The following is a 19,828-nucleotide window of genomic DNA, read 5'->3' as shown; positions in this document are numbered from 1 at the left end:
CGTACCGGTCACCCTGTGTGGATCTTGTGCGAGATTACGCGAGATCTCAGAGGGTGCCGTCGCTGCGGTTCGGGGCTTTTTTCAGCACCCGGCCACGGGCTACCAGGGTATCAGCGACGGCGGGAGACCGCGTCCGGCCACGCTCTGTATGCCGCTGGTCAGCCCTGAGTACGAGCCTCACCCGTTCGGCCCAGCGGCGTTCGAGGAAGGCTTAAGCGGATCTCCAGGGTGCGTCGTATCCTGCTCGGACACTCGCTTGCGGAGCCACCTGGTAGCACGGCACCACCCAGCCCGTCACCCGGAACATGCGCTCGTTGGCGAACCCTTGACCGCTGTCGCTGTAAGCGCCCCCAGGGGGCGGACGTGGCCGTTCGACTGGAGATTGCACGTGGCCGGGCGCATCGAGGATTACGCACTCATCGGAGACATGCAGACCGCCGCACTGGTCTGCCGGGACGGCACGGCGGACTGGCTCTGCCTGCCCCGCTTCGACTCGCACGCCGTCTTCGCCGGACTGCTCGGCACCGAGGAACACGGCTTCTGGCGGGTCGGCCCCGCACACGGGACCGACGATCCGCCCCCGGCGGCCGACCGCCGCCGCTACCGGGGCGACTCGCTCATCCTGGAATCGGAGTGGGACACCCCGCGCGGCACGGTCCGGGTGACCGACTTCATGCCGCCGCGTGACGGCGCCCCGCAGCTGATCCGCATCGTGGAGGGCGTCAGCGGCCGGGTCCCGATGCGCTCCATGCTGCGCATGCGGTTCAGTTACGGGCGGATCACCCCCTGGGTGCACAAGGTCGACTCGCGCACGGTGGCCGTCGCGGGCCCCGACTCGGTCTGGCTGGACACCGAGGCCGAGACGTACGGAAAGAACCTCACGACGTACTCCGACTTCACCGTCTCGCCCGGTGAGCGGGTCGCGTTCACCATCAGCTGGCAGCCCTCGCACCAGAAGCCGCCGGCGCTGCCCGAGCCCGAGGCGTCCCTGGAGGCGACCGAGGACTTCTGGCGGGAGTGGGTGGACCACTGCACCTACCACGGGCCCTACCGCGAGGCCGTGGTCCGCTCCCTGATCACCCTCAAGGCGCTCACCTACGCGCCGACCGGCGGCATCGTGGCCGCCCCCACCATGTCGCTGCCCGAGCACATCGGCGGCGAGCGCAACTGGGACTACCGCTACACCTGGCTGCGGGACGCGGCGATCACCCTGTCCTCGCTGCTGCGCACCGGCTACCGCGAGGAGGCCCGCGCCTGGCGCGAGTGGCTGCTGCGCTCGGTGGCGGGCGACCCCGAGAACCTCCAGATCATGTACGGGATCGCCGGTGAACGGGAACTCGGCGAGACCGAGCTGGACTGGCTGCCCGGATACGAGAACTCCACGCCCGTGCGGGCCGGAAACGGCGCCGCCCACCAGCTCCAGCTCGACGTGTACGGCGAGGTCACCGAGGCGCTGCACCTGGCGCACATGACGGGCCTCGCGCGCAACGACTACGCGTCGCTGCTCCAGCTGAAGCTGATCCGCTACCTGGAGAGCCACTGGGACCAGCCGGACGAGGGCATCTGGGAGGTGCGCGGCCCGCGCCGCCACTTCGTGCACTCCAAGGTGATGGCGTGGGTGGCCGTGGACCGCACGATCAAGCTCATCGAGTCCGGCGACGCGGACGGCCCGCTCGACAAGTGGCGCGAGCTGCGCGACGACATCCACCGGGACGTCTGCGAGAAGGGCTACGACAAGGAACGCAACACCTTCACGCAGTCCTACGGCTCCCAGGAGCTGGACGCGTCCTTGCTGCTCATCCCGCAGATGGGCTTCCTGCCGCCGGACGACAAGCGGGTGATCGGCACGATCGAGGCGATCCAGCGCGAGCTCTCCACGCCGGACGGTTTCATCCTTCGCTACCCGACGACGGGCGGCGACTCGGACAACCTGGACGGCCTGCTGGGCGAGGAAGGGGCCTTCCTGGCCTGCTCGTTCTGGATGGCGGACGACCTCGCGATGATCGGGCGGGTCGACGAGGCCCGCAAGCTCTTCGAGAAGCTGCTCGCCCTGCGCAACGACCTCGGGCTGCTCGCCGAGGAGTGGGACCCGCACCTGCAGCGCCAGGTCGGCAACTTCCCGCAGGCCTTCAGCCACGTCCCGCTGATCGACACCGCCCTGCGGCTGACCGCGTCGGGCGCGTACGGCGGCTGACGGAACGACCCGGTCCGCCCCAACGTGACGTATGCCACAAGGGGCGGATTTCGGGGCGTAACCGCAGGTAGCGTCCGCCGCATGCGGTGTCGTCCCGGGTTCGGGCCCGGGTCCCGCGGGACGAGAGGTGGGCGCAGTGGACACGCAGGGCGGGATCACCGTGCAGCGGGCCCTTGAGCTGCCGGGCCTTCGCGGCGGCCTCCCGGAGGTCGTCGCCGGTGCCGACCGGCTCCAGCGCACGGTGCGCTGGGTGCACGCCGGCGAAGTGCCCAACATCGCCTCGCTGCTCAAGGGCGGCGAGCTGCTCCTGACCACCGGCCTCGGCCTCGGCACCCGCCCCGCGGAACAGCGCGCGTTCGTGCGGCGGCTCGCGGACCGGGGCATCGCGGCCCTCGTCGTCGAGCTCGGCCCGCGCTTCGCCCGCCTTCCGGCCACCCTCGTGGAGACCGCACGGGCCGCCGGACTCCCCCTGGTCCAGCTGCACCGCGAGGTGCCGTTCGTGACGGTGACCGAGGAGATCCACACCGAGATCGTCAACGGTCATTACGCCCTGCTCCAGCGCGCCGAGGAGGTCCACCGGCGCTGCACCGGAGCGCTCCTCGGCGGCGGCGGAATCCCCCAGGTCCTCGGCATCCTGGCCGACTTCACCGCCAACCCGGTCTTCCTCGAAACCCCCGACGGCCAGCTCCTGTACGCGGCGGCCTGCGACTCCGGCGAGGCGGCGGCCGATCCGCTCCAGGTGTGGGAGGGGCTGCGCGGCCAGCGCGAGGCCCGCGCCTCGGGGCCGCCGACGGGCGCGGTCCTGGTGGACGTGCCGGGCGGCGGCCACGGGGTCGGCTCGGTGCGGGCCCGCCTCGCGCTGCTCGCGGTCGGCCCGCCGCTGCTCCCGGTGCACCGGATGGCGGCCGAGCGGGCGGCGGGCATCCTCGCGGTCGTCCTCATGCAGGCCCGCCAGGAGGAGGAGCTGGCCGCACGCGGGCGCGGCGACTTCCTCACCGACCTCGCCGAGGGCCGGATCACTGCCGAGGACGCGCCCGGCCAGGCCAAGGTGCTCGGTTTCAAGCCGGGTGACGGGCCGCTCCTGCCGGCCGTGATGCGCCTCGCCTCCGAACTCGCCCCGACGGGCAACTGGGCGGTCCTGGCAAGGGCGGTCCTGGAAGAGCTGTCCTCGGTGGGCGTGCCGGTCCTGCTCGGCGTACGCCCCGTCGAGGGCCGGGTGCCGCTGCTGCTCGGGCTCCGCTCGGAGACGGAGCGCACCGCGGTCGCCGACCGGGTCGCGGCCGCGCTGCGGGCCGGCGTCGAACGGGCCGGACTCATGGGCGCGCGGGCCGGGACGCAGCCGGTGGTCGTGGTCGGGGTCGCGGGCGGCTGGGCAGCGGCCGGGGCGGGGCTGCGGCACGCGGCGGAGACGGCGGCCGCGGCCCAGGGCCTGCCCGAGCGGCCCTGGTACGACGCCCGGCGCCTGGACATCGACCTCCTGCTGTGGCGGCTGCGCGAACACCCCGACCTCGCGGCGTTCGTGGAGCGGGCGATCGGCCCGCTCCAGACGCACGACCGGGCCTCGCGCCCGTCGCTGCTGCCGACCCTGGAGACCTATCTCGCGCACGCGGGCCGCAAGGCCGAGACCGCCCGCGAGCTCCACCTCAACCGGCAGACCCTCTACAACCGCCTGGCCCGCATAGCGGACCTCCTCGGTACCGATCTGGACGACCCGCAGACGGTCCTCGCGCTCTCCCTCGCGCTGCGGGCCCGTCGGCACGCGCCCGGCCAGTAGCCCGGAACGGGCGTCCCGTGGCGCACGCCAGAGGAGGGCTCCGCCCAGGTGCCGCGGCGCCCGCCCGCGCAGACGCTCAGGTACCGGCCAACTCGTCGTAGACGGAGAGGACTTGGGCCACCGTCTCGTCCTCGGTGGGCCAGGTCCCGGCCTGCGCCCGCCCCGCCTCGGCCAGCGCCCGGCGCACCCCGGGGTCGCCGAGCAGGCCCACGACCGCGTCCGCCAGCGCCCCGGGGTCCCCGTACGGCACCAGCAGGGCCGCGTCCCCGACCAGCTCGGGCACCCCGCCCACGGCCGTCGCGACCAGCGGCACGCCCAGGCGCAGCGCCTCCTGGGCGAGCAGCGAACGGGCCTCCCAGCGGCTGGGCAGCACCGCGACGTCCGCGGCGGACAGCAACTCGGTGATGTCGTCGCGCCGCCCGACCAGGCGCACCGGAAGGGCCTCGTCCTCGATGCGGCGCTGGAGCGCGGGGCGGCCGGGCCCTTCCCCCGCGATGACGAGCAGCGGCGCCGGGTCGAGGTCGCGCCACGAGCGGGCGGCGTCCAGGAGCACCTCGTAGCCGCGGTGGGCGACGAGGCTGCCCACCGCCATCACCAACGGCCGCTCCACGGCGCCCAGTTCGGCCCGCGCCTTGCCGTCGAGCAGGCCGGGAGCCAGACGCGGCGCGGGGACCGCGACCGGGGCGAGCCGGGCATCGCGGGCGCCGCGGCTGCGGGCCCGGTCGACCAGGTCGGACGAGGTGGCGAGGACCACCGCGGCGGCCCGCGAGACCCTGCGCTCGAGAAGGCGCAGGACATGACCGCGGGCGCCTTCGGCGTGCGCGCGGGTGTGCCAGGTGACGACCAGCGGGACGCCCTTGCGGCCGCGCAGCGCGAGGGCCGCGCGGACAGCCGCGTGCAACCCGTGCGCGTGCACCACGTCCGCGTCGGCGCAGGCCGCCCGCAGCGCGCCGACGGCCGCCGGATCGGCGCGGCGCGGGACGGCCACGAAACGGGCCCCCGCGGCGGGGAAGTCGTACTCCCGCTCCAGTTCCGCGGGGGCGCAGACGGTGACGCGTACGCCCCGTGCGACCAGACCGGCCGCGAGCGACCTGACATGCGCGCTGCTGCCCGCACTGCCGCCGCCCAGCACTTGGACCGTACGCAGCTGTGACACGTGAACAGGCTCCCGGAGCGGCCGAGTCGGCGGGTGGAGGTCGGTGGTTCCCGGCCAAGGATGCCAGTCCGTACGGGCGTTCCGGCGCCGTCCGGAGGTTCCTCCCGTGTCGCGCCGGGAAGATCACCGCACCGGAAACACCCCCACGGGTGAACCCGGAGGTGCCGGGCGACGTCACGGCGGGCCCACCGTGCCGCCCGCCCGCCCCAACGTCCCTATCCCGCCCGCCACTTCAGCCGTACGGGTCACGCCACGAGGAACGCGGGGTGACCCGGACCGGCCCTATCCGTCGGCGCGGGCGGTGGCGAGGAGCTCCTCGGCGTGCGCCCGGGCCGTCTCCGAGTCCTCCTGGCCCGCCAGCATCCGCGACAGCTCGCGCACCCGGTCCTCGCCCTCCAGGACGGTGACGCCGGAGCGCGTGACGCTGCCGTCGTTGGTCTTCTCGACCAAGAGCTGGCGGTCGGCGAACGCGGCCACCTGCGGCAGGTGGGTCACCACCACGACCTGCGCGGACTTGGCGAGCTTGGCGAGCCGGCGGCCGATCTCGACCGCCGCCTTGCCGCCCACGCCCGCGTCGACCTCGTCGAAGAGGTAGGTCGGCACCGGGTCCGTGCCGGCGAAGACGACCTCCACCGCGAGCATCACCCGCGACAGCTCACCGCCGGAGGCGCCCTTGGCGATGGGCCGGGGCGGGGCGCCCGGGTGCGGGGCGAGCAGCAGCTCGACCTCGTCGGCACCGGTCGGCCCGTACGCCACGGTCCGGCCGCCCACCTCCACGCCCTCGGGGTCCTCGCTCTGGCCGACCGCGAACGAGACGCGCGCGTGCGGCATCGCAAGGGAGGCGAGCTCGGCGGTGACGGCCTCGGCGAACCGGGCCGCGGCCTCGGTGCGGGCGTCCGTCAACTCCTGCGCCAGGACGGATAGTTCGGCGCGCAGCCCGTCCCGTTCGGCGGTCAGCTGCTCGATCCGGTCGTCGTCGCCGTCGAGTTCGGTGAGCCGGGCCGCGCCCTCCTGCGCCCAGGCGAGCACGGCCGTGATGTCCTCGCCGTACTTGCGGGTGAGGGCGGTCAGGGCGGCCCTGCGCTCCTCCACCGCGGCCAGCCGCAGCGGGTCGGCGTCCAGATCGTCGGCGTATCCGGCGAGTTCGCCCGCCACGTCGCCGAGCAGGATCGCGACCTCGCCGATGCGTTCGGCGAGCGCCGCGAGAGCCGGGTCGTGCGACCGGACGCTCTCCAGGGCCCGGTGCGCACCGGCCACCAGGGTCGCCCCGTCCACGCTCTCGGGGTCCTCCGGGTTCCCGGCGAGCGCCGAGTGCGCGAGGGCGGCGGCCGATGCGAGCGCCTCGGCGTGCCCGAGCCGCTCGGCCTCGGCCGCGAGCTCCGCGTCCTCGCCGGGCAGCGGCTCGACGGCGGCGATCTCGTCGAGCCCGAACCGCAGCAGATCGGCCTCCTGGGCACGCTCGCGGGCCCGCGTGATCAGCTCTTCCAGTTCGACGGCCACGGCCCGCAGCCGCCGGTAGGCCCCGGCGTACTTGGCGAGGGGGCCCGCGACCGCGTCACCGGCGTACCGGTCGAGGGCCTCGCGCTGTCTGGCCGGGCGCAGCAGGCCCTGCTGGTCGGTCTGGCCGTGCACGGCGACGAGTTCGTCGGCGAGTTCGGCGAGCACGCCGACCGGCACCGACCGCCCGCCGAGGAACGCCCGTGAGCGGCCCTCCGCGGAAACGGTACGGCTCACGAGCAGGGTGCCCTCGTCGAGCTCGGCCCCGGCCTCCTCGGCCCGCAGCACCGCGGAGCTGCCGGGGCGCAGCGCGATCCGGCCCTCGACGACCGCCGCCTTGGCGCCGATCCGCACCAGGGCGGGGTCGGCGCGTCCGCCGAGCAGCAGCCCCAGGCTGGTGACGACCATGGTCTTGCCGGCGCCCGTCTCGCCGGTCACCGCGGTGAAACCGGGTGACAGCTCGACGACAGCGTCGTCGATGACCCCGAGCGACCGTATCCGCATCTCCTCCAACACGGACACGACCTTACGAGGTCCGAGGCCCTGTGTGCGACGCCCCCCGTACCGTCACTCTCTCGTGGGGCCCCCGCGTGGTGCCCGGACGGGCGGTGCGGGGGAAAACCCCAGCATGATCGGGAGGCCCGCCGGATGGTCCCGGCACCACCGCCGGCGCGAGCCTTGGCCCATGAGTACAGGACTGGCCCACTCCGCCCTGCGCGGCCACCGCCCGGCTTTCGTCGGCACGTTCGTGGCGGCGCTGTTCGCGGCGACCGTGGTGAGCGCGTCGATGACCCTTCTCCTCAGTACGTCGACACATCGCCTCTCTGCCCGGGCACGTGCCGAGATGTCGGCGAATGGCATAGGCGACATGGCGGTCGTGATGCTCATCGGCTCCATCTACATGTCGATCTTCGTGATCGCTTCGACGATGGGCACCGCGGTGACCCAGCAGCACCGCGAGTTCGCCCTGGTGCGGGCCATCGGCGCCCGGCCCCGGCAGGTGCGGCGGGCCGTGGTCGTCCAGGCGGTCGCCGCCGCCCTGCCGGCCGCGGCGGCCGGGTTCCTGCTCGGCGGCGGCCTGTTGAGCCGGGTCTGGTTCGCCGGTCTCGTCGACCACGGCCTGGTCCCGGCCGAGGTGTCGTACCGCTTCACCTGGTGGGCGCTGCCGGTCTGTCTGGCCGTAGCCGTGGTCACCTCGGCGCTCGCCGCGTTCCTGGCCGCGCTGCGCTTCTCGGTCCTGCGCCCGGCACGGGCCCTGGCGGAGGCGTCCGCGGGCCGGCGCCGGCTCGGGAAGGTGCGGGCCCCGCTGGGCGTGCTGGCGGTGGCGGGCGGCGGCGCGCTGTCGGTGACGCTGGCCCACCGGTCCTCCGACGACGCGGCCCAGGCCTCGTTCCTCGTCCTGCTGCTGTTCTGCGTCGGTACGGGCCTGCTCGGCCCGAAGGTGGTGGGCCCGGCCGCCCGGCTCGTGTCGGCGCCGGCCCGGCGGTTCGGCGGCAGCGCGCGCCTGGCGATGCTCAACGTCCGCTCGCAGCCGCGCCGCTTCTCGGCCGCGGTGGTCCCGCTGGTCCTGGTCACCGGCTTCGGCCTCACCAAGATCGCGATGCATACGACGGCGGCCCATTACACGGGCTCGGCCGGCAGCGCGGGCGAGGTCTGGCTGGACTACTTCGGTACGGGTCTGTACGCCGGCTTCGCCGCGATCGCGGCGGCCAACACCCTGGCGATGATCTCCTTCGAGCGGCGCCGGGACATCGCCCTGCTCCGGGTGGTGGGCACCCTGCCCCGCCAGGTCCGCTCGATGGCCGCGTGGGAGGCCGGCATCGTCGCGGCCACCGCCCTGGTGCTCGGCGCGGTGGTCGCGCTCGCGACACTGGCCCCGATGCTGGTGGCCGCCTTCGGCTCGTGGATGCCGTTCCTGCCGTGGCCGACGGCCCTGGCCATCACCGGCGGGACGCTCGCCCTGACGCTGCTCGCCACCGGCATCCCGGTGCGCGCGGCGCTGCGCGGGCGGGCGATCAGGACGCTGGCCACGTCCTGAAGCCCGCCGCGCGCGGACCGGTCACCGCGGACCGATGACTGCGGACCGCCCCATGCGGACCGCTCAGTGCGGGGCGCCGCGCCAACCCGACACCGGCAGGGCGAACTTGGCGACGAGCCGGTCGGTGAACGAGGCGTGGTGCAGCCGGGCGAGCCGCACCGGAACGGCCCCGCGGCGCACCTCCACCCGCGCGCCCGACGGCAGTTCGACCGTGCGGCGCCCGTCGCACCACAGCACGCCGTGTGGGGTGCCCGGCTGCACCTCGACCGCGAGGACCGAGGTGGGCGAGGTCACGAGCGGCTTGGCGAACAGCGCGTGCGCGCTGATCGGCACCATGAGCAGCGCCTCGACCTCGGGCCACACCACGGGCCCGCCGGCCGAGAAGGCGTACGCGGTCGAGCCCGTCGGGGTGGCACACACGATGCCGTCGCAGCCGAACCCGGTGACGGGACGGCCGTCGATCTCGAGGACGACCTCCAGCATCCGCTCGGGCGACACCTTCTGGACGGCTGCTTCGTTGAGCGCCCAGTCCTCGTGCACCACATCGCCGTTGTTGTGCACGACGACGTCGAGCGTCATGCGTTCCTCGACCTCGTAGGCCCGGGTCACGACCCGGTCGACGACCTTGTCGAGGTCGTCCCGCTCGGCCTCCGCGAGAAAACCGACCCGGCCCAGGTTGACGCCGAGCATCGGCACGCCGGACGCGCGGGCCAGCTCGGCGCCGCGCAGCAGGGTCCCGTCGCCGCCGAGGACGATGAGCAGTTCACAGGCGTCGAGGCACTCGGGGGTGGCTTCCTCGACGATGTCCGCCTCGGCGGGCAGCGGCAGATCGGCCGCCTCCGCCCGCAGCACCCGCACGCCGAGGCCGCTGCGCAGCAGCCCCCGTACGACCAGCTCCGCGCTGCGGATGGCGGCGGGTCTGCCGGTGTGCGCGAGCAGGAACACGGTACGGGTCGCCGTGCCGCTCTCCGGGTTGTTCTCCAACGAGCTCAACGAGGTCCCTCCGCCACTGCGCGTTCCACGTCCGCGGGATCCAGTGCGGGCGCCCCGGCCCGCAGCCACAGAAAGTACTCGACGTTGCCGGAGGGCCCGGGCAGCGGGCTCGCGGTCACCCCGGCCACGCCGAGGCCGAGCCCGGCCGCCTGGGCCGCCACGGTCCGCACGGTCTCGGCCCGCAGCTCGGGGCTGCGCACGACGCCGCCGCTGCCGAGCCGGTCCTTGCCGATCTCGAACTGCGGCTTGACCATGAGGACCAGGTCCGCGTCGGGCGCCGAGCAGCGCACCAGGGCGGGCAGGACCAGGCCGAGCGCGATGAAGGAGAGGTCGCCCACGACGAGGTCCGCGGGCTGTCCGTCGATGTCGTCGAGCGTCAACTCGCGTACGTTCGTACGGTCCTTCACGGTGACCCGGTCGTCGCTCTGCAGGGACCAGGCCAGCTGTCCGTAGCCGACGTCGACGGCGACCACGTGGCCCGCGCCGGCGCGCAGCAGCACATCGGTGAAGCCGCCGGTGGAGGCGCCCGCGTCGAGCGCCCGGCGGCCCTCGATCTTCAGGCCCTGCGGGACGAAGGCCGCGAACGCCCCGGCGAGCTTGTGCCCGCCGCGCGACACGTAGTCCGGATCGCTGTCGTCCTCGACGACGACGATGGCGGCAGCGGTCTCGACCTGGGTCGCGGACTTCGTGGCGACGGTCTTGCCGACGCTCACCCGCCCCGCGGCGATCAGCTGGGCGGCGTGCTCCCGCGACCGCGCGAGTTTCCGGCGCACCAGCTCGGCGTCGAGGCGGCGGCGTGCCACTCCTGCCACGTTCGGTTCAGCTCCTGTGGTCGTAGTTCGTCGGCGGTCCGGCGGACCGCTGGGGGCGTTGCCCGGCCAACGGCCGGCCCGGCCCGGAGGTTCCCCCCTGGCCGGCGTCCAGCGCGGTCAGCGCGTCGCGCAGCCCCCGGTGTACATCCTCGTACACCTCCAGGTGACCGTCCGTACCGAGGTGATCCACGTCCCCGAGCCGGTCGACGAGGGCGTCGATGTCGGCGTCGCCGGTGGCCGTACGGGCCACGCCCAGCGGAAGGGGCCCGCCCCCATCGGATTCCGCCCTGGACTCCGCCTCGGATTCCGTCCGGAGTTGCCCCTCGGGTTCCGCCGCGGAGCCCGGCATCGAGTCGCTCATGCCAAGACGCTACCGCGAAGCCCTGGGGTACGGTCGGTCACGATGGCGACCATGGAGGAGTGCCGCAGCGCACTTGACAAACTTTCGGACAATCTGGCCCGCGCGGGGGGCGACGTGCGGGCGGCGGCCGCGCTCGACCGCTCGCTGAGCTGCCACATCACGGACCTGGACGTCACGTTCTCGGGCCGCTTGCGGGGCGGCCGCATCGAGGTCCTCGACACCGCGCCGGGCCGGCCCCGCGAGAAGGCCCAGATCCGTCTGGCGATGAAGGGCGACGACCTGGTCGCCCTGGTCGCCGGCGACCTCAACTTCGCGAAGGCGTGGGCCTCGGGCAGGGTCCGCCTGGAGGCCGGCATCCGTGACCTCCTCCACCTCCGAACCCTGCTCTGACCCGGGGCCGGGGGGCGATCGCGGACCGTGTGCGCATCTGCAACAGCGCGAGGCCGTTCGCGCAGTTTTCCCCGCGCCCCCAACCCCCGTTTTCGCCCCTCCACCGTGCGTGGCTGGTCGCGCAGTTCCCCGCGCCCCTCAGCGGAGCTCTCAGGAGGCCGGCTCAGCCGGGAAGGGGCGGGGTGGGGGGATATCAGCCCACCAGCGCGGCCCGCCGGGGCGCGGCCGGCACCACCAGCGGTGTCCCCGTCTGCGGGTCCGGGATCACCTGGCACCGCACCCCGAACACCCGCTCCACCAGCTCCGCCGTGACCACGGAGGACGGCGTCCCCTCAGCCACGACCTCCCCGTCCCGCATCGCGATGAGATGCGAGGCGTACCGCGCGGCCTGGTTGAGGTCGTGGAGGACGGCCACCAGCGTCCGCCCCTGCTCCTCGTGGAGCTGGGCACACAGATCCAGCACCTCGATCTGGTGCTGGATGTCCAGGAACGTCGTCGGCTCGTCCAGCAACAGAAGCGGCGTCTGCTGAGCCAGCGCCATGGCGATCCAGACGCGCTGGCGCTGCCCGCCGGACAGCTCGTCGACGTACCGCTCCCCCAGCTCGCCGACCCCCGTCGCCGCCATGGACTCCTGGACGATCCGCTCGTCCTCCGGCGACCACTGCCGCAGCAGCCCCTGGTGCGGGTAGCGTCCGCGCGCCACGAGGTCCCCCACCGTGATCCCGTCCGGGGCGATGGACGACTGCGGAAGCAGGCCGAGGGTCCGTGCGACCTTCTTCGCGGGCAGCGAGTGAATGGCCTGCCCGTCGAGCAGCACCTGCCCCTCGCTCGGCTTGAGCATCCGGGACAGGGCACGCAGCAGCGTGGACTTGCCGCAGGCGTTGGGCCCGACGATCACCGTGAAGGAGCGGTCCGGGATCTCGACCGACAGGTCCTTGGCGATCACCCGCTGGTCGTAGCCGAGGGTGACCGATTCCGCGCTGAGGCGCTGCATGCTCGTACTCCTGCCGGAACTGCCGGAATCCGTAAGGGAATCGGGGATGAGGGAATCAGGGGTGGCGGTGGGTGCGGGCCGGCGTCTCATATCCGGCCCGCCCGGCGCTCGGTGACGAGGAGCCACAGCAGATAGACGCCGCCGACCATGCCGGTCAGGACCCCCACCGGCAGCGTGCTCTCGCCGAACAGCCGCTGCGCCCCCCAGTCGGCGACGACCAGGAGCGCCGCGCCCATGCACGCCGAGGCGAGGATGTTCGGCCCGGTGGCCCGGGTGAGCCGACGGGCCAGCTGCGGCGCGGTCAGCGCCACGAAGGAGATGGGCCCGGCCGCCGCGGTCGCCGAGGCGTTGAGCAGCACGGCACAGAGCATCAGGACGGTACGGGTGCGCTGCACCGGCACGCCGAGCGCGTACGCCGCGTCGTCACCCATCTCCAGCATCCTGAGCGGCCGCCCGTACACGAGGACCAACGGGAGCAGGACCACGAACAGGACGAGCAGCGGCCAGACCTGGGCCCAGTCGCGCCCGTCGAGGGAGCCGGTGAGCCAGACCATCGCGCGGGTGGCGTCCACCAGGGTGGACTTGGTCAGGAGGTAGTGGATGCACGCGGTGAGCATGGCCGCCGCGCCGATGCCGACGAGCACGAGCCGGTAGCCGTGCACGCCCTTCTTCCAGGCGAGGAGGTAGACGGCGACGCCGGTGGCGAGTCCGCCGACGAGCGCCCCGAGGGAGACCGCGACCGTGCCGCCGTGGAGGAACACGATGACGATGAGCGCGCCGACCGAGGAGCCCTGGCCGAAGCCGATGACGTCCGGACTGCCCAGCGGATTGCGGGAGATCGACTGGAAAAGTGCCCCCGAGATCCCGAGCGAGGCACCGACCAGGAGCGCCACGAGCACGCGCGGCAGCCGCAGCTCGTTGATGATGAAGTCCTGCGCGGGCGAGCCGGAGCCGAGCAGGCTGCTGATCACGTCCGCGGGCGGGATGGTGAAGTCGCCGGTGCCGATCAGGACCACGCCGGCCGCGAGGGCCAGCACCGCGAGCCCGCCGACCACGGCCATCGCCCGCGGCTCAGCCCGGAACGAGAGGCCGCCGGGGATGCGTATCGCCTTCACAGCTGGGCCATCCTCTTGCGCCGTACGAGACAGATGAAGACGGGCCCGCCGATGAGCGCCGTGACGATGCCGACCTGGAGCTCGGCGGGCCGGGTGATCACGCGGCCGACCACGTCGGAGCCGAGCAGCAGCACGGGCGAGAGCACGGCCGCGTACGGCAGGACCCACCGCAGGTCGGGCCCGGTGATGGCGCGCACGATGTGCGGGACCATGAGCCCGATGAACACGATGGGCCCGCAGGCGGCCGTCGCGGCCCCGCACAGCAGGGTGATCACGGCCATCGACAGGACGCGGGTGCGGGTCGGACGGGCGCCGAGCGCGCGGGCGGTGTCGTCGCCCATGGCCATCGCGTTGAGCGGCCGTGCGAGCAGCAGCGCGACGACGATCCCGACCAGGATGAACGGCGCGACCTTGGTGACGGTCGCCGCGTCCGCCGCGGCCAGCGAACCGACCTGCCAGAACCGGAGCTGGTTGAGGGCGGCCGAGTCGGTGAGCTGCACGGCGTTGATGTAGCCGTACAGCGCGGCGCTGGCGGCCGTTCCGGCGAGCGCGAGCCGCACGGGTGTGGCGGCCCGGCTGCCGCCCAGGAGGTACACCGCCGACGACACGACACCCGCGCCGAGGAACGCGAACCACACGTATCCGGTCAGGGAGGTGACCCCGAGGAAGCTGATGGCCGACACCACCGCGGCGGCCGCCCCCGCGTTGACGCCGAGGATGCCGGGTTCGGCCAGCGGATTGCGGGTGAGGGCCTGCATGACCGCGCCGGCGAGTCCGAGCGCGGCCCCCACGAGCAGTCCCAGCAGCGTCCGCGGCACCCGTACGTCATGGATGAGCACGTCGTTGGCGGTGCCGGAGGAGTGGAGGAGACCGTGCCACACGTCACCGAGCGGCATGGGCTTCGCGCCGATCGCGATGCTGGCGACGGCGACGAGCACGAGCACGCCCACGGATGCGAACAGACCCGCGGCGCGCAGGGTGCGGCGCTTCGCGGTCGGGGCCGGGGGCGCGGACGTGGTCCCGTCGCGCGACTGAGGGGGGCTGTCTACCAACACGCAGGTTAGGTTAGCCTACCCTCCACTTTGCCGACGGCCCCGTACCCGGCCCACCGGCGGCGCCCCGTATTCGGCCGCCCCGCTCCGGGCTCAAAGACCCAGTCGCTCCAGGACCTTCGCCGCGTCCAGGTCGCAGACCCCGTCACCGGCGTGGCTCCACGCGGCCGCGCACAGCGCCCGCAGCCCGTCCAGCGCCTCCCCGTCCCCGTCGAGCGCAAACTCCCCGTCCGTCACGGACGCGGTCCAGCCGCCGCACCCGAAACGGCCGTCGGCGCCCTTGACTTCGGGCTGCCCGGTCAGCAGCCCGCGCAGGTCCGCGTCGACATACGTGGGCCGGTGCTCGGGCCGCGCGGCCAAGAGCTGCGCACCGTCCGTCACACCGGTCAGCACAAGCAGCGAGTCCACCTTGCCGTTGAAGGCGCCCTCGATGTCCGTGTCGAGCCGGTCCCCCACCACCAGCGGCTTCTTGGCGCCGGTCCGCAGCACCGTCTCGCGGTGCATCGGGGGCAGCGGCTTGCCCGCCACCTGGGGTTCGGCGCCGGTCGCGATGCGTACGACCTCGACCGCCGCGCCGTTGCCGGGCGCGATGCCCCGGCCGCTCGGAATGGTCAGGTCGGTGTTGGAGGCGAACCACGGCAGCCCGCGGGCCACCGCGTAGGAGGCCTCCGCGAACCGCGACCAGGTGATGTCCGGGCCCCCGTACCCCTGCACCACGGCGGCCGGATCGTCGTCCGCCGAGTCCACCGGAACGAGCCCGCGCTCGACGAGCGCGACCCGCAGGCCCTCACCGCCGATGAGCAACACCCGTGAGCCCTGCGGCAGTTGATCCGACATGAGCCGGGCCACCGCCTGCGCCGAGGTGATCACATCGCCGGCCTCGGCGGGCACGCCCAGCTCGGTCAGGTGCTCGGCCACCGCGTCCGGCGTCCGCAGCGCGTTGTTCGTCACATACGCGAGGTGCATCCCGCCGTCCCGCGCATCGGCCAGCGCGTCCACGGCATGGGCGATCGCCTCACCGCCCGCGTAGACGACCCCGTCCAGATCCAGCAGCGCCGTGTCGTACGCCTCGTTCAGCGCCCGCTCGCTGCCGCTCGTCATGATCCGGCCGGTCTGGCTCATCCTCATCCACTCCTCTTTCGATGCTCTGCCCCGATCATCGCGCATACCCGACTCCCACATACGATGCACGGATGAGCACAACTGGGCGTGCGGACCTCGGGCTGCGCCTGATCCCGTTCCGCGGACTGCGCTACGTTCCCGAGCGGGTGGGCAGCCTCGCCGCGGTGACCTCCCCGCCGTACGACGTAGTCGTACGCCCGGACGGGCTGCTGCACCTGGAGTCGGCCGACCCCTACAACATCGTGCGGCTGATCCTTCCGCAGGCCTCCTCCCCGGCCGCCCGCAACCAGAAGGCCGCCCTGACCCTCGACGACTGGCTCGACGAGGGCGTCCTCGCGCCCGACCCGGTGCCCGCCCTCTACGTGTACGAGCAGGAGGGCGACGGCATCCTGCAGCGCGGGCTCATCGGCGCGCTCGCCCTCTCCGAACCCGCCGAGGGCATCGTGCTGCCGCACGAGGACGTGATGCCGCACGTCGTCGAGGACCGCGCGGCCCTCATGCGGACCACCGCCGCCCACCTCGAACCGCTGCTCCTGACCTACCACGGCAGCAGCACCCCGGTCGGCGCCACCGCGGTCATCGAGCGCACCATCCTGCGCGAACCGCTGCTGCGCACCACCACCGAGGACGGTTTCCGCCACCGGCTGTGGGCGCTCACGGATCCGGCCGATCTCGCGGAGGCGCAGGCCGACCTCGCGACCCACCAGGCGGTGATCGCCGACGGACACCACCGGTGGGCCACCTACCTGCGGCTGCGCGACGAGCAGGCCTCACCGGGCCCCTGGGACTTCGGCCTCGTCCTCCTGGTGGACACGGCCCGCTATCCGCTGCGGGTCCGCGCGATCCACCGCCTCCTGCACCGGCTCCCGGTGTCCAAGGCCCTCGCGGCGGTCACCGCATCCGGCGCCTTCCGCGTCCGCACGCTCGACGTGCCGCTCGCAGGCGCCCTGGAGTCGCTCGCCGAAGCGGCCGCGCAGGGCAACGCCTTCCTCCTCGCGGGCGACGGCGGCTTCCACCTCCTGGACCATCCGGACGAGGCGCTGCTCGCCCGCACGATCCGCGCCGACCGGCCCGAGGCCTGGCGCTCCCTCGACGCGACGGTCCTGCACTCGACCCTGCTCGACGACATCTGGCACACGCCCGACACTCCCGAAGACATCGCGTACATCCACGACACGGCGGCAGCGGTCGAGCAGGCGGAGCGCCACAACAAGACGGCGGTCCTGATGCATCCGGTACGCGAGGAAGTCGTACGGGACCTGGCCCGCCAGGGCGTGACGATGCCCCGCAAGTCGACGTCCTTCGGCCCGAAGCCGGCGACGGGCCTGGTCCTGCGCAGCCTGACGGTGAACTGACGACGCGGGAACGGAACAGTCGGCGGAAGGCGCTGGCGCAGAACGAAAAGAGGCGGTGCCCCGAGTGGGGGCACCGCCTCTTCTGCTCTTCCTCGGCAGTCTTCTTCTCGGCAGCCGACCGACAGCCGACCCGACAACCGGCGCCCGGCCAAAGCCAGATGCCGACTATCAGCGGTCAGCTGTCAAACACCGACAGCTGTCAGGCGTTCTTCTCGCCCTCGCCCGTCGGAGCCGACTCGTCCGCCGCGGCGGACTCGGTCGACGCGACGGACTGGGTCGCCGGGGCAGAGCCGGCCTCGCCGGGCGCGGGCTCGACGAGGTCGGCGTCGACGATCTCCGCAGCGCGGACGACATCGGTGTCGTCACCCTCGAAGTCGTCCTCTTCCTCACCCTCGTCGTCGAAGTCGGGCTCGACCTCGGCGCGCGGCGCGTCGAGGTCGCCGTCCTCGTCGTCCTCCACCATGGCGTCGACGAAGTCGACACCATCCAGCTCGGCGAGCCGGTCCGATGCGTCGGTCGAACCGTCCTTGTCCGCCTCGAGAGCCTTGGCGAACCACTCACGGGCCTCGTCCTCACGCGTGGCCGCCAGCAGCGCATCGGCATAGGCGTAGCGCAGTCGGGCGGTCCACGGCTGTACGGAGTTCGACGCGAGCTCGGGGCTCTGGAGGGTCACGATGGCGGCGTCCAGCTGCCCCATGTCCCGGCGCGCACCGGCCGCGACCAGGCGCATCTCCACCTGCCCGGCCTTGTCGAGCTTCTGCACCTCGGGCTCGCCGGCCATGGCGAGCGCCCGCTCGGGACGGCCGAGCCCACGCTCGCAGTCCGCCATGACGGGCCACAGCTCGACGGTGCCGGTCATGCGACGCGCGGCACGGAACTCCGCGAGCGCCTCCGAGTACTTCTGCGTGGCGTACGCGGCGAAGCCGGCCGCCTCGCGAACGGCGGCGACGCGGGAGGCCAGCCGCAGCGCGATGCGGGAGTAGGCGTAGGCCTGCTCGGGGTCCTCGTCGATGAGCCGCGCCACCATGACCAGGTTGCTCGCGACGTCCTCCGCGAGGCCCTTGGGCAGGCTCATCAGCTCCTGGCGCACATCGGCGTCGATCTCGTCGCCGGTGATGTCCTCGTCGATCGGCAGCCGCTTGATGGGCTCGCGCTCACGATCCCGGTCCCGGTCGTCCCGACGCCCGTAGCCGCCACGGTCGTCCCGGCCGCGGTCACCCCGGTCGTCGCGGCCACGGTAACCACCGCGGTCACCCCGGTCGTCACGTCCGCGGTAACCACCGCGGTCGTCGTCGCGGCGGGGAGCCGGACGGTTGTCGTCACGACGGAAGCCGCCACGGTCGTCATCGCGGCGCGGGGCCGGACGGCTGTCATCGCGACGCCCGTAGCCGCCGGAAGACCCGCCGCGGTTGTCGTCGCGGCGGCCGTAGGAGCCACCGCGGTCGTCGTCGCGACGGGGAGCCGGACGGCTGTCGTCACGACGGAACCCACCACGGTCGTCGTCACGGCGCGGGGCCGGACGGTCATCACGACGGGGGTACGAGCTGCCACCGCCACGGTTGTCGTCACGGCGGAAACCGCCGCCACCACCGCGGTTGTCATCGCGACGGAACCCACCGCGGTCGTCATCGCGACGCGGGGCCGGACGGTCATCACGACGGCCGTACGAGCTACCGCCGCCACGGTTGTCGTCACGACGGCCGTAACCACCACCGGACGAACCACCGCGGTTGTCATCGCGACGGAAGCCGCCACGGTCGTCATCGCGGCGCGGGGCAGGGCGGTCGTCACGGCGACCGAACGAGCTACCGCCGCCGGAAGACCCACCACGGTTGTCGTCACGGCGGCCGTAGGAGCCACCGCGGTCGTCGTCGCGACGGGGAGCCGGACGGTTGTCGTCACGACGGAACCCACCGCGGTCGTCGTCACGGCGCGGGGCCGGACGGTCATCACGACGGGGGTACGAGCTGCCACCGCCACGGTTGTCGTCACGACGGAAACCGCCGCCACCACCACGGTTGTCATCGCGACGGAACCCACCACGGTCGTCATCACGGCGCGGAGCCGGACGGTCATCACGACGGCCGTACGAGCTACCGCCGCCACGGTTGTCGTCACGACGGCCGTAACCACCGCCGGACGAACCACCGCGGTTGTCATCGCGACGGAAGCCGCCACGGTCGTCATCGCGGCGCGGGGCAGGGCGGTCGTCACGGCGACCGAACGAGCTACCGCCGCCGGAAGACCCACCACGGTTGTCGTCACGGCGGAAACCGCCGCCACCACCGCGGTTGTCATCGCGACGGAATCCACCGCGGTCATCATCGCGGCGCGGGGCAGGGCGGTCGTCACGGCGACCGAACGAGCTGCCGCCGCCGGCGGGGCGACCGCCGCGGTCATCGCGGCGGGGGTAGCCACCACCGGTGGAGCCACCACGACTGTCGTCACGACGCCCGCCGTAACCGCCCCGGTCGTTGTCGCGACGCGGAGCGCGGTCGTCTCGACCACCGCGGTAGCCGCCCCGGTCGCCACCGTCCTGACGGCGCGGCTCGCGCTCCGGACGGTCGTCGGGAGAGTTGGTGGACATCGTGACTCCTAGTCTTCGGGTACTGCAGTCATTCTCGCGCAGTCGGCTGCCCGACGCGCTTCGGCAAAACAAAGCGGAAAAACAAAAGGACCCTTGGTCCCAGCGTGAACGCTGGGACCAAGGGTCCTGAAATATTGTTCGGCGGCGTCCTACTCTCCCACAGGGTCCCCCCTGCAGTACCATCGGCGCTGAAAGGCTTAGCTTCCGGGTTCGGAATGTAACCGGGCGTTTCCCTAACGCTATGACCACCGAAACCCTATCGGTTTCGAGCGAACAAGCACACTTTTCAATTAAGTGGGTTCTGCTCAACCAGCAACTGTTCGTTGCTTCAGAACAAACACAGTGGACGCGAGCAACTGAGGACAAGCCCTCGGCCTATTAGTACCAG

15 protein-coding genes, 1 rRNA gene and 1 pseudogene are annotated in these 19,828 nt (G+C 73.0%); 5 read left to right on the top strand and 12 right to left on the bottom strand.

The window, feature by feature from the left end:
• The first annotated feature begins 388 nt into the window (after nucleotides 1-388).
• Both IE267_RS28250 and IE267_RS28245 read left to right on the top strand, forming a co-directional pair.
• Nucleotides 389-2,194, top strand: coding sequence for a glycoside hydrolase family 15 protein (locus IE267_RS28250; protein WP_189765177.1), 1,806 nt, complete (start codon nucleotides 389-391; stop codon nucleotides 2,192-2,194).
• 136 nt (nucleotides 2,195-2,330) lie between these two features.
• Nucleotides 2,331-3,968, top strand: a complete 1,638-nt coding sequence (locus IE267_RS28245; protein ID WP_189765176.1) for a PucR family transcriptional regulator — start codon at nucleotides 2,331-2,333, stop codon at nucleotides 3,966-3,968.
• A gap of 76 nt (nucleotides 3,969-4,044) precedes the next feature.
• On the opposite strand, the gene IE267_RS28240 is transcribed toward IE267_RS28245, so the two are convergent.
• Together IE267_RS28240 and recN are read right to left on the bottom strand one after the other, a co-directional pair.
• Nucleotides 4,045-5,124: a glycosyltransferase family 4 protein gene (locus IE267_RS28240; protein ID WP_167154258.1), complete on the bottom strand. Its 1,080-nt coding sequence runs from the start codon at nucleotides 5,122-5,124 to the stop codon at nucleotides 4,045-4,047.
• A gap of 282 nt (nucleotides 5,125-5,406) precedes the next feature.
• On the bottom strand, nucleotides 5,407-7,125 hold the full coding sequence (gene recN / locus IE267_RS28235; protein WP_189765345.1) for a DNA repair protein RecN: 1,719 nt from the start codon (nucleotides 7,123-7,125) through the stop codon (nucleotides 5,407-5,409).
• Nucleotides 7,126-7,306: 181 nt separating this feature from the next.
• On the opposite strand from recN, the gene IE267_RS28230 reads away from it, so the two are divergent.
• A complete protein-coding gene (locus tag IE267_RS28230; RefSeq protein WP_189765175.1) occupies nucleotides 7,307-8,659 on the top strand; it encodes an FtsX-like permease family protein in 1,353 nt (450 codons plus the stop codon).
• Between the two features lie 63 nt (nucleotides 8,660-8,722).
• Here the strand turns inward: IE267_RS28230 and IE267_RS28225 are convergent, their stop codons facing one another.
• Genes IE267_RS28225 through IE267_RS28215 form a run of 3 tightly spaced genes read right to left on the bottom strand, consistent with a single transcriptional unit; the run spans nucleotide 8,723 to nucleotide 10,825 of the window.
• Entirely contained in the window at nucleotides 8,723-9,652 is a 930-nt protein-coding gene (locus IE267_RS28225; RefSeq protein WP_161245932.1) for an NAD kinase, read from the bottom strand.
• A complete protein-coding gene (locus IE267_RS28220; protein WP_189765174.1) occupies nucleotides 9,649-10,464 on the bottom strand; it encodes a TlyA family RNA methyltransferase in 816 nt (271 codons plus the stop codon). The genes IE267_RS28225 and IE267_RS28220 overlap by 4 nt, the downstream gene beginning before the upstream one ends.
• Before the next feature lie 7 nt (nucleotides 10,465-10,471).
• Nucleotides 10,472-10,825: a hypothetical protein gene (locus IE267_RS28215; RefSeq protein WP_229861471.1), complete on the bottom strand. Its 354-nt coding sequence runs from the start codon at nucleotides 10,823-10,825 to the stop codon at nucleotides 10,472-10,474.
• 42 nt (nucleotides 10,826-10,867) lie between these two features.
• Between IE267_RS28215 and IE267_RS28210 the strand changes: the two genes are divergently transcribed.
• Nucleotides 10,868-11,215, top strand: coding sequence for an SCP2 sterol-binding domain-containing protein (locus IE267_RS28210; RefSeq protein ID WP_161245930.1), 348 nt, complete (start codon nucleotides 10,868-10,870; stop codon nucleotides 11,213-11,215).
• Nucleotides 11,216-11,408: 193 nt separating this feature from the next.
• On the opposite strand, the gene IE267_RS28205 is transcribed toward IE267_RS28210, so the two are convergent.
• The 4 genes from IE267_RS28205 to IE267_RS28190 form a co-directional block, all read right to left on the bottom strand.
• Nucleotides 11,409-12,209: an ABC transporter ATP-binding protein gene (locus tag IE267_RS28205; protein ID WP_189765173.1), complete on the bottom strand. Its 801-nt coding sequence runs from the start codon at nucleotides 12,207-12,209 to the stop codon at nucleotides 11,409-11,411.
• 86 nt (nucleotides 12,210-12,295) lie between these two features.
• Entirely contained in the window at nucleotides 12,296-13,270 is a 975-nt protein-coding gene (locus IE267_RS28200) for a FecCD family ABC transporter permease (RefSeq protein WP_189765344.1), read from the bottom strand.
• A gap of 50 nt (nucleotides 13,271-13,320) precedes the next feature.
• Nucleotides 13,321-14,376: a FecCD family ABC transporter permease gene (locus IE267_RS28195; protein WP_373304607.1), complete on the bottom strand. Its 1,056-nt coding sequence runs from the start codon at nucleotides 14,374-14,376 to the stop codon at nucleotides 13,321-13,323.
• Nucleotides 14,377-14,469: 93 nt separating this feature from the next.
• Nucleotides 14,470-15,498 (bottom strand): HAD-IIA family hydrolase, encoded by a 1,029-nt coding sequence (locus IE267_RS28190; protein ID WP_189765171.1) that lies wholly within the window; start codon nucleotides 15,496-15,498, stop codon nucleotides 14,470-14,472.
• Between the two features lie 71 nt (nucleotides 15,499-15,569).
• Here IE267_RS28190 and IE267_RS28185 point away from each other — a divergent pair, with 71 nt between their 5' ends.
• Complete coding sequence (locus IE267_RS28185; RefSeq protein WP_189765170.1) at nucleotides 15,570-16,853, top strand: DUF1015 family protein; 1,284 nt, start codon at nucleotides 15,570-15,572, stop codon at nucleotides 16,851-16,853.
• A 199-nt stretch (nucleotides 16,854-17,052) separates the two neighbouring features.
• On the opposite strand, the gene IE267_RS28180 is transcribed toward IE267_RS28185, so the two are convergent.
• The 3 genes and pseudogenes from IE267_RS28180 to rrf all read right to left on the bottom strand — a co-directional run bounded on the left by IE267_RS28180 (nucleotide 17,053) and on the right by rrf (nucleotide 19,693).
• Nucleotides 17,053-17,943 (bottom strand): tetratricopeptide repeat protein, encoded by an 891-nt coding sequence (locus tag IE267_RS28180; protein WP_229861484.1) that lies wholly within the window; start codon nucleotides 17,941-17,943, stop codon nucleotides 17,053-17,055.
• Nucleotides 17,944-18,354: 411 nt separating this feature from the next.
• Nucleotides 18,355-19,440, bottom strand: a pseudogene (locus tag IE267_RS40590) (hypothetical protein); the annotation flags it as partial.
• A 136-nt stretch (nucleotides 19,441-19,576) separates the two neighbouring features.
• Nucleotides 19,577-19,693, bottom strand: a 5S ribosomal RNA gene (gene rrf / locus IE267_RS28170).
• Between the last annotated feature and the right edge of the window lie 135 nt (nucleotides 19,694-19,828).

Origin of the sequence: Streptomyces xanthochromogenes, from assembly GCF_014650455.1 — a bacterium.
Taxonomy (GTDB): Bacteria; Actinomycetota; Actinomycetes; order Streptomycetales; family Streptomycetaceae; genus Streptomyces; species Streptomyces xanthochromogenes.
Note: the sequence above shows the minus strand (reverse complement) of the source record. Positions and strands in the feature narration are given on the sequence as shown.

Coding starts and splice junctions, on each gene's coding strand:
- recN (WP_189765345.1), bottom strand. CDS start 7,125: ATGCGGATACGGTCGCTCGGGGTCATCGACGACGCTGTCGTCGAGCTG.
- IE267_RS28230 (WP_189765175.1), top strand. CDS start 7,307: ATGAGTACAGGACTGGCCCACTCCGCCCTGCGCGGCCACCGCCCGGCT.
- IE267_RS28215 (WP_229861471.1), bottom strand. CDS start 10,825: ATGAGCGACTCGATGCCGGGCTCCGCGGCGGAACCCGAGGGGCAACTC.
- IE267_RS28210 (WP_161245930.1), top strand. CDS start 10,868: ATGGCGACCATGGAGGAGTGCCGCAGCGCACTTGACAAACTTTCGGAC.
- IE267_RS28205 (WP_189765173.1), bottom strand. CDS start 12,209: ATGCAGCGCCTCAGCGCGGAATCGGTCACCCTCGGCTACGACCAGCGG.
- IE267_RS28200 (WP_189765344.1), bottom strand. CDS start 13,270: ATGGCCGTGGTCGGCGGGCTCGCGGTGCTGGCCCTCGCGGCCGGCGTG.
- IE267_RS28190 (WP_189765171.1), bottom strand. CDS start 15,498: ATGAGCCAGACCGGCCGGATCATGACGAGCGGCAGCGAGCGGGCGCTG.
- IE267_RS28185 (WP_189765170.1), top strand. CDS start 15,570: ATGAGCACAACTGGGCGTGCGGACCTCGGGCTGCGCCTGATCCCGTTC.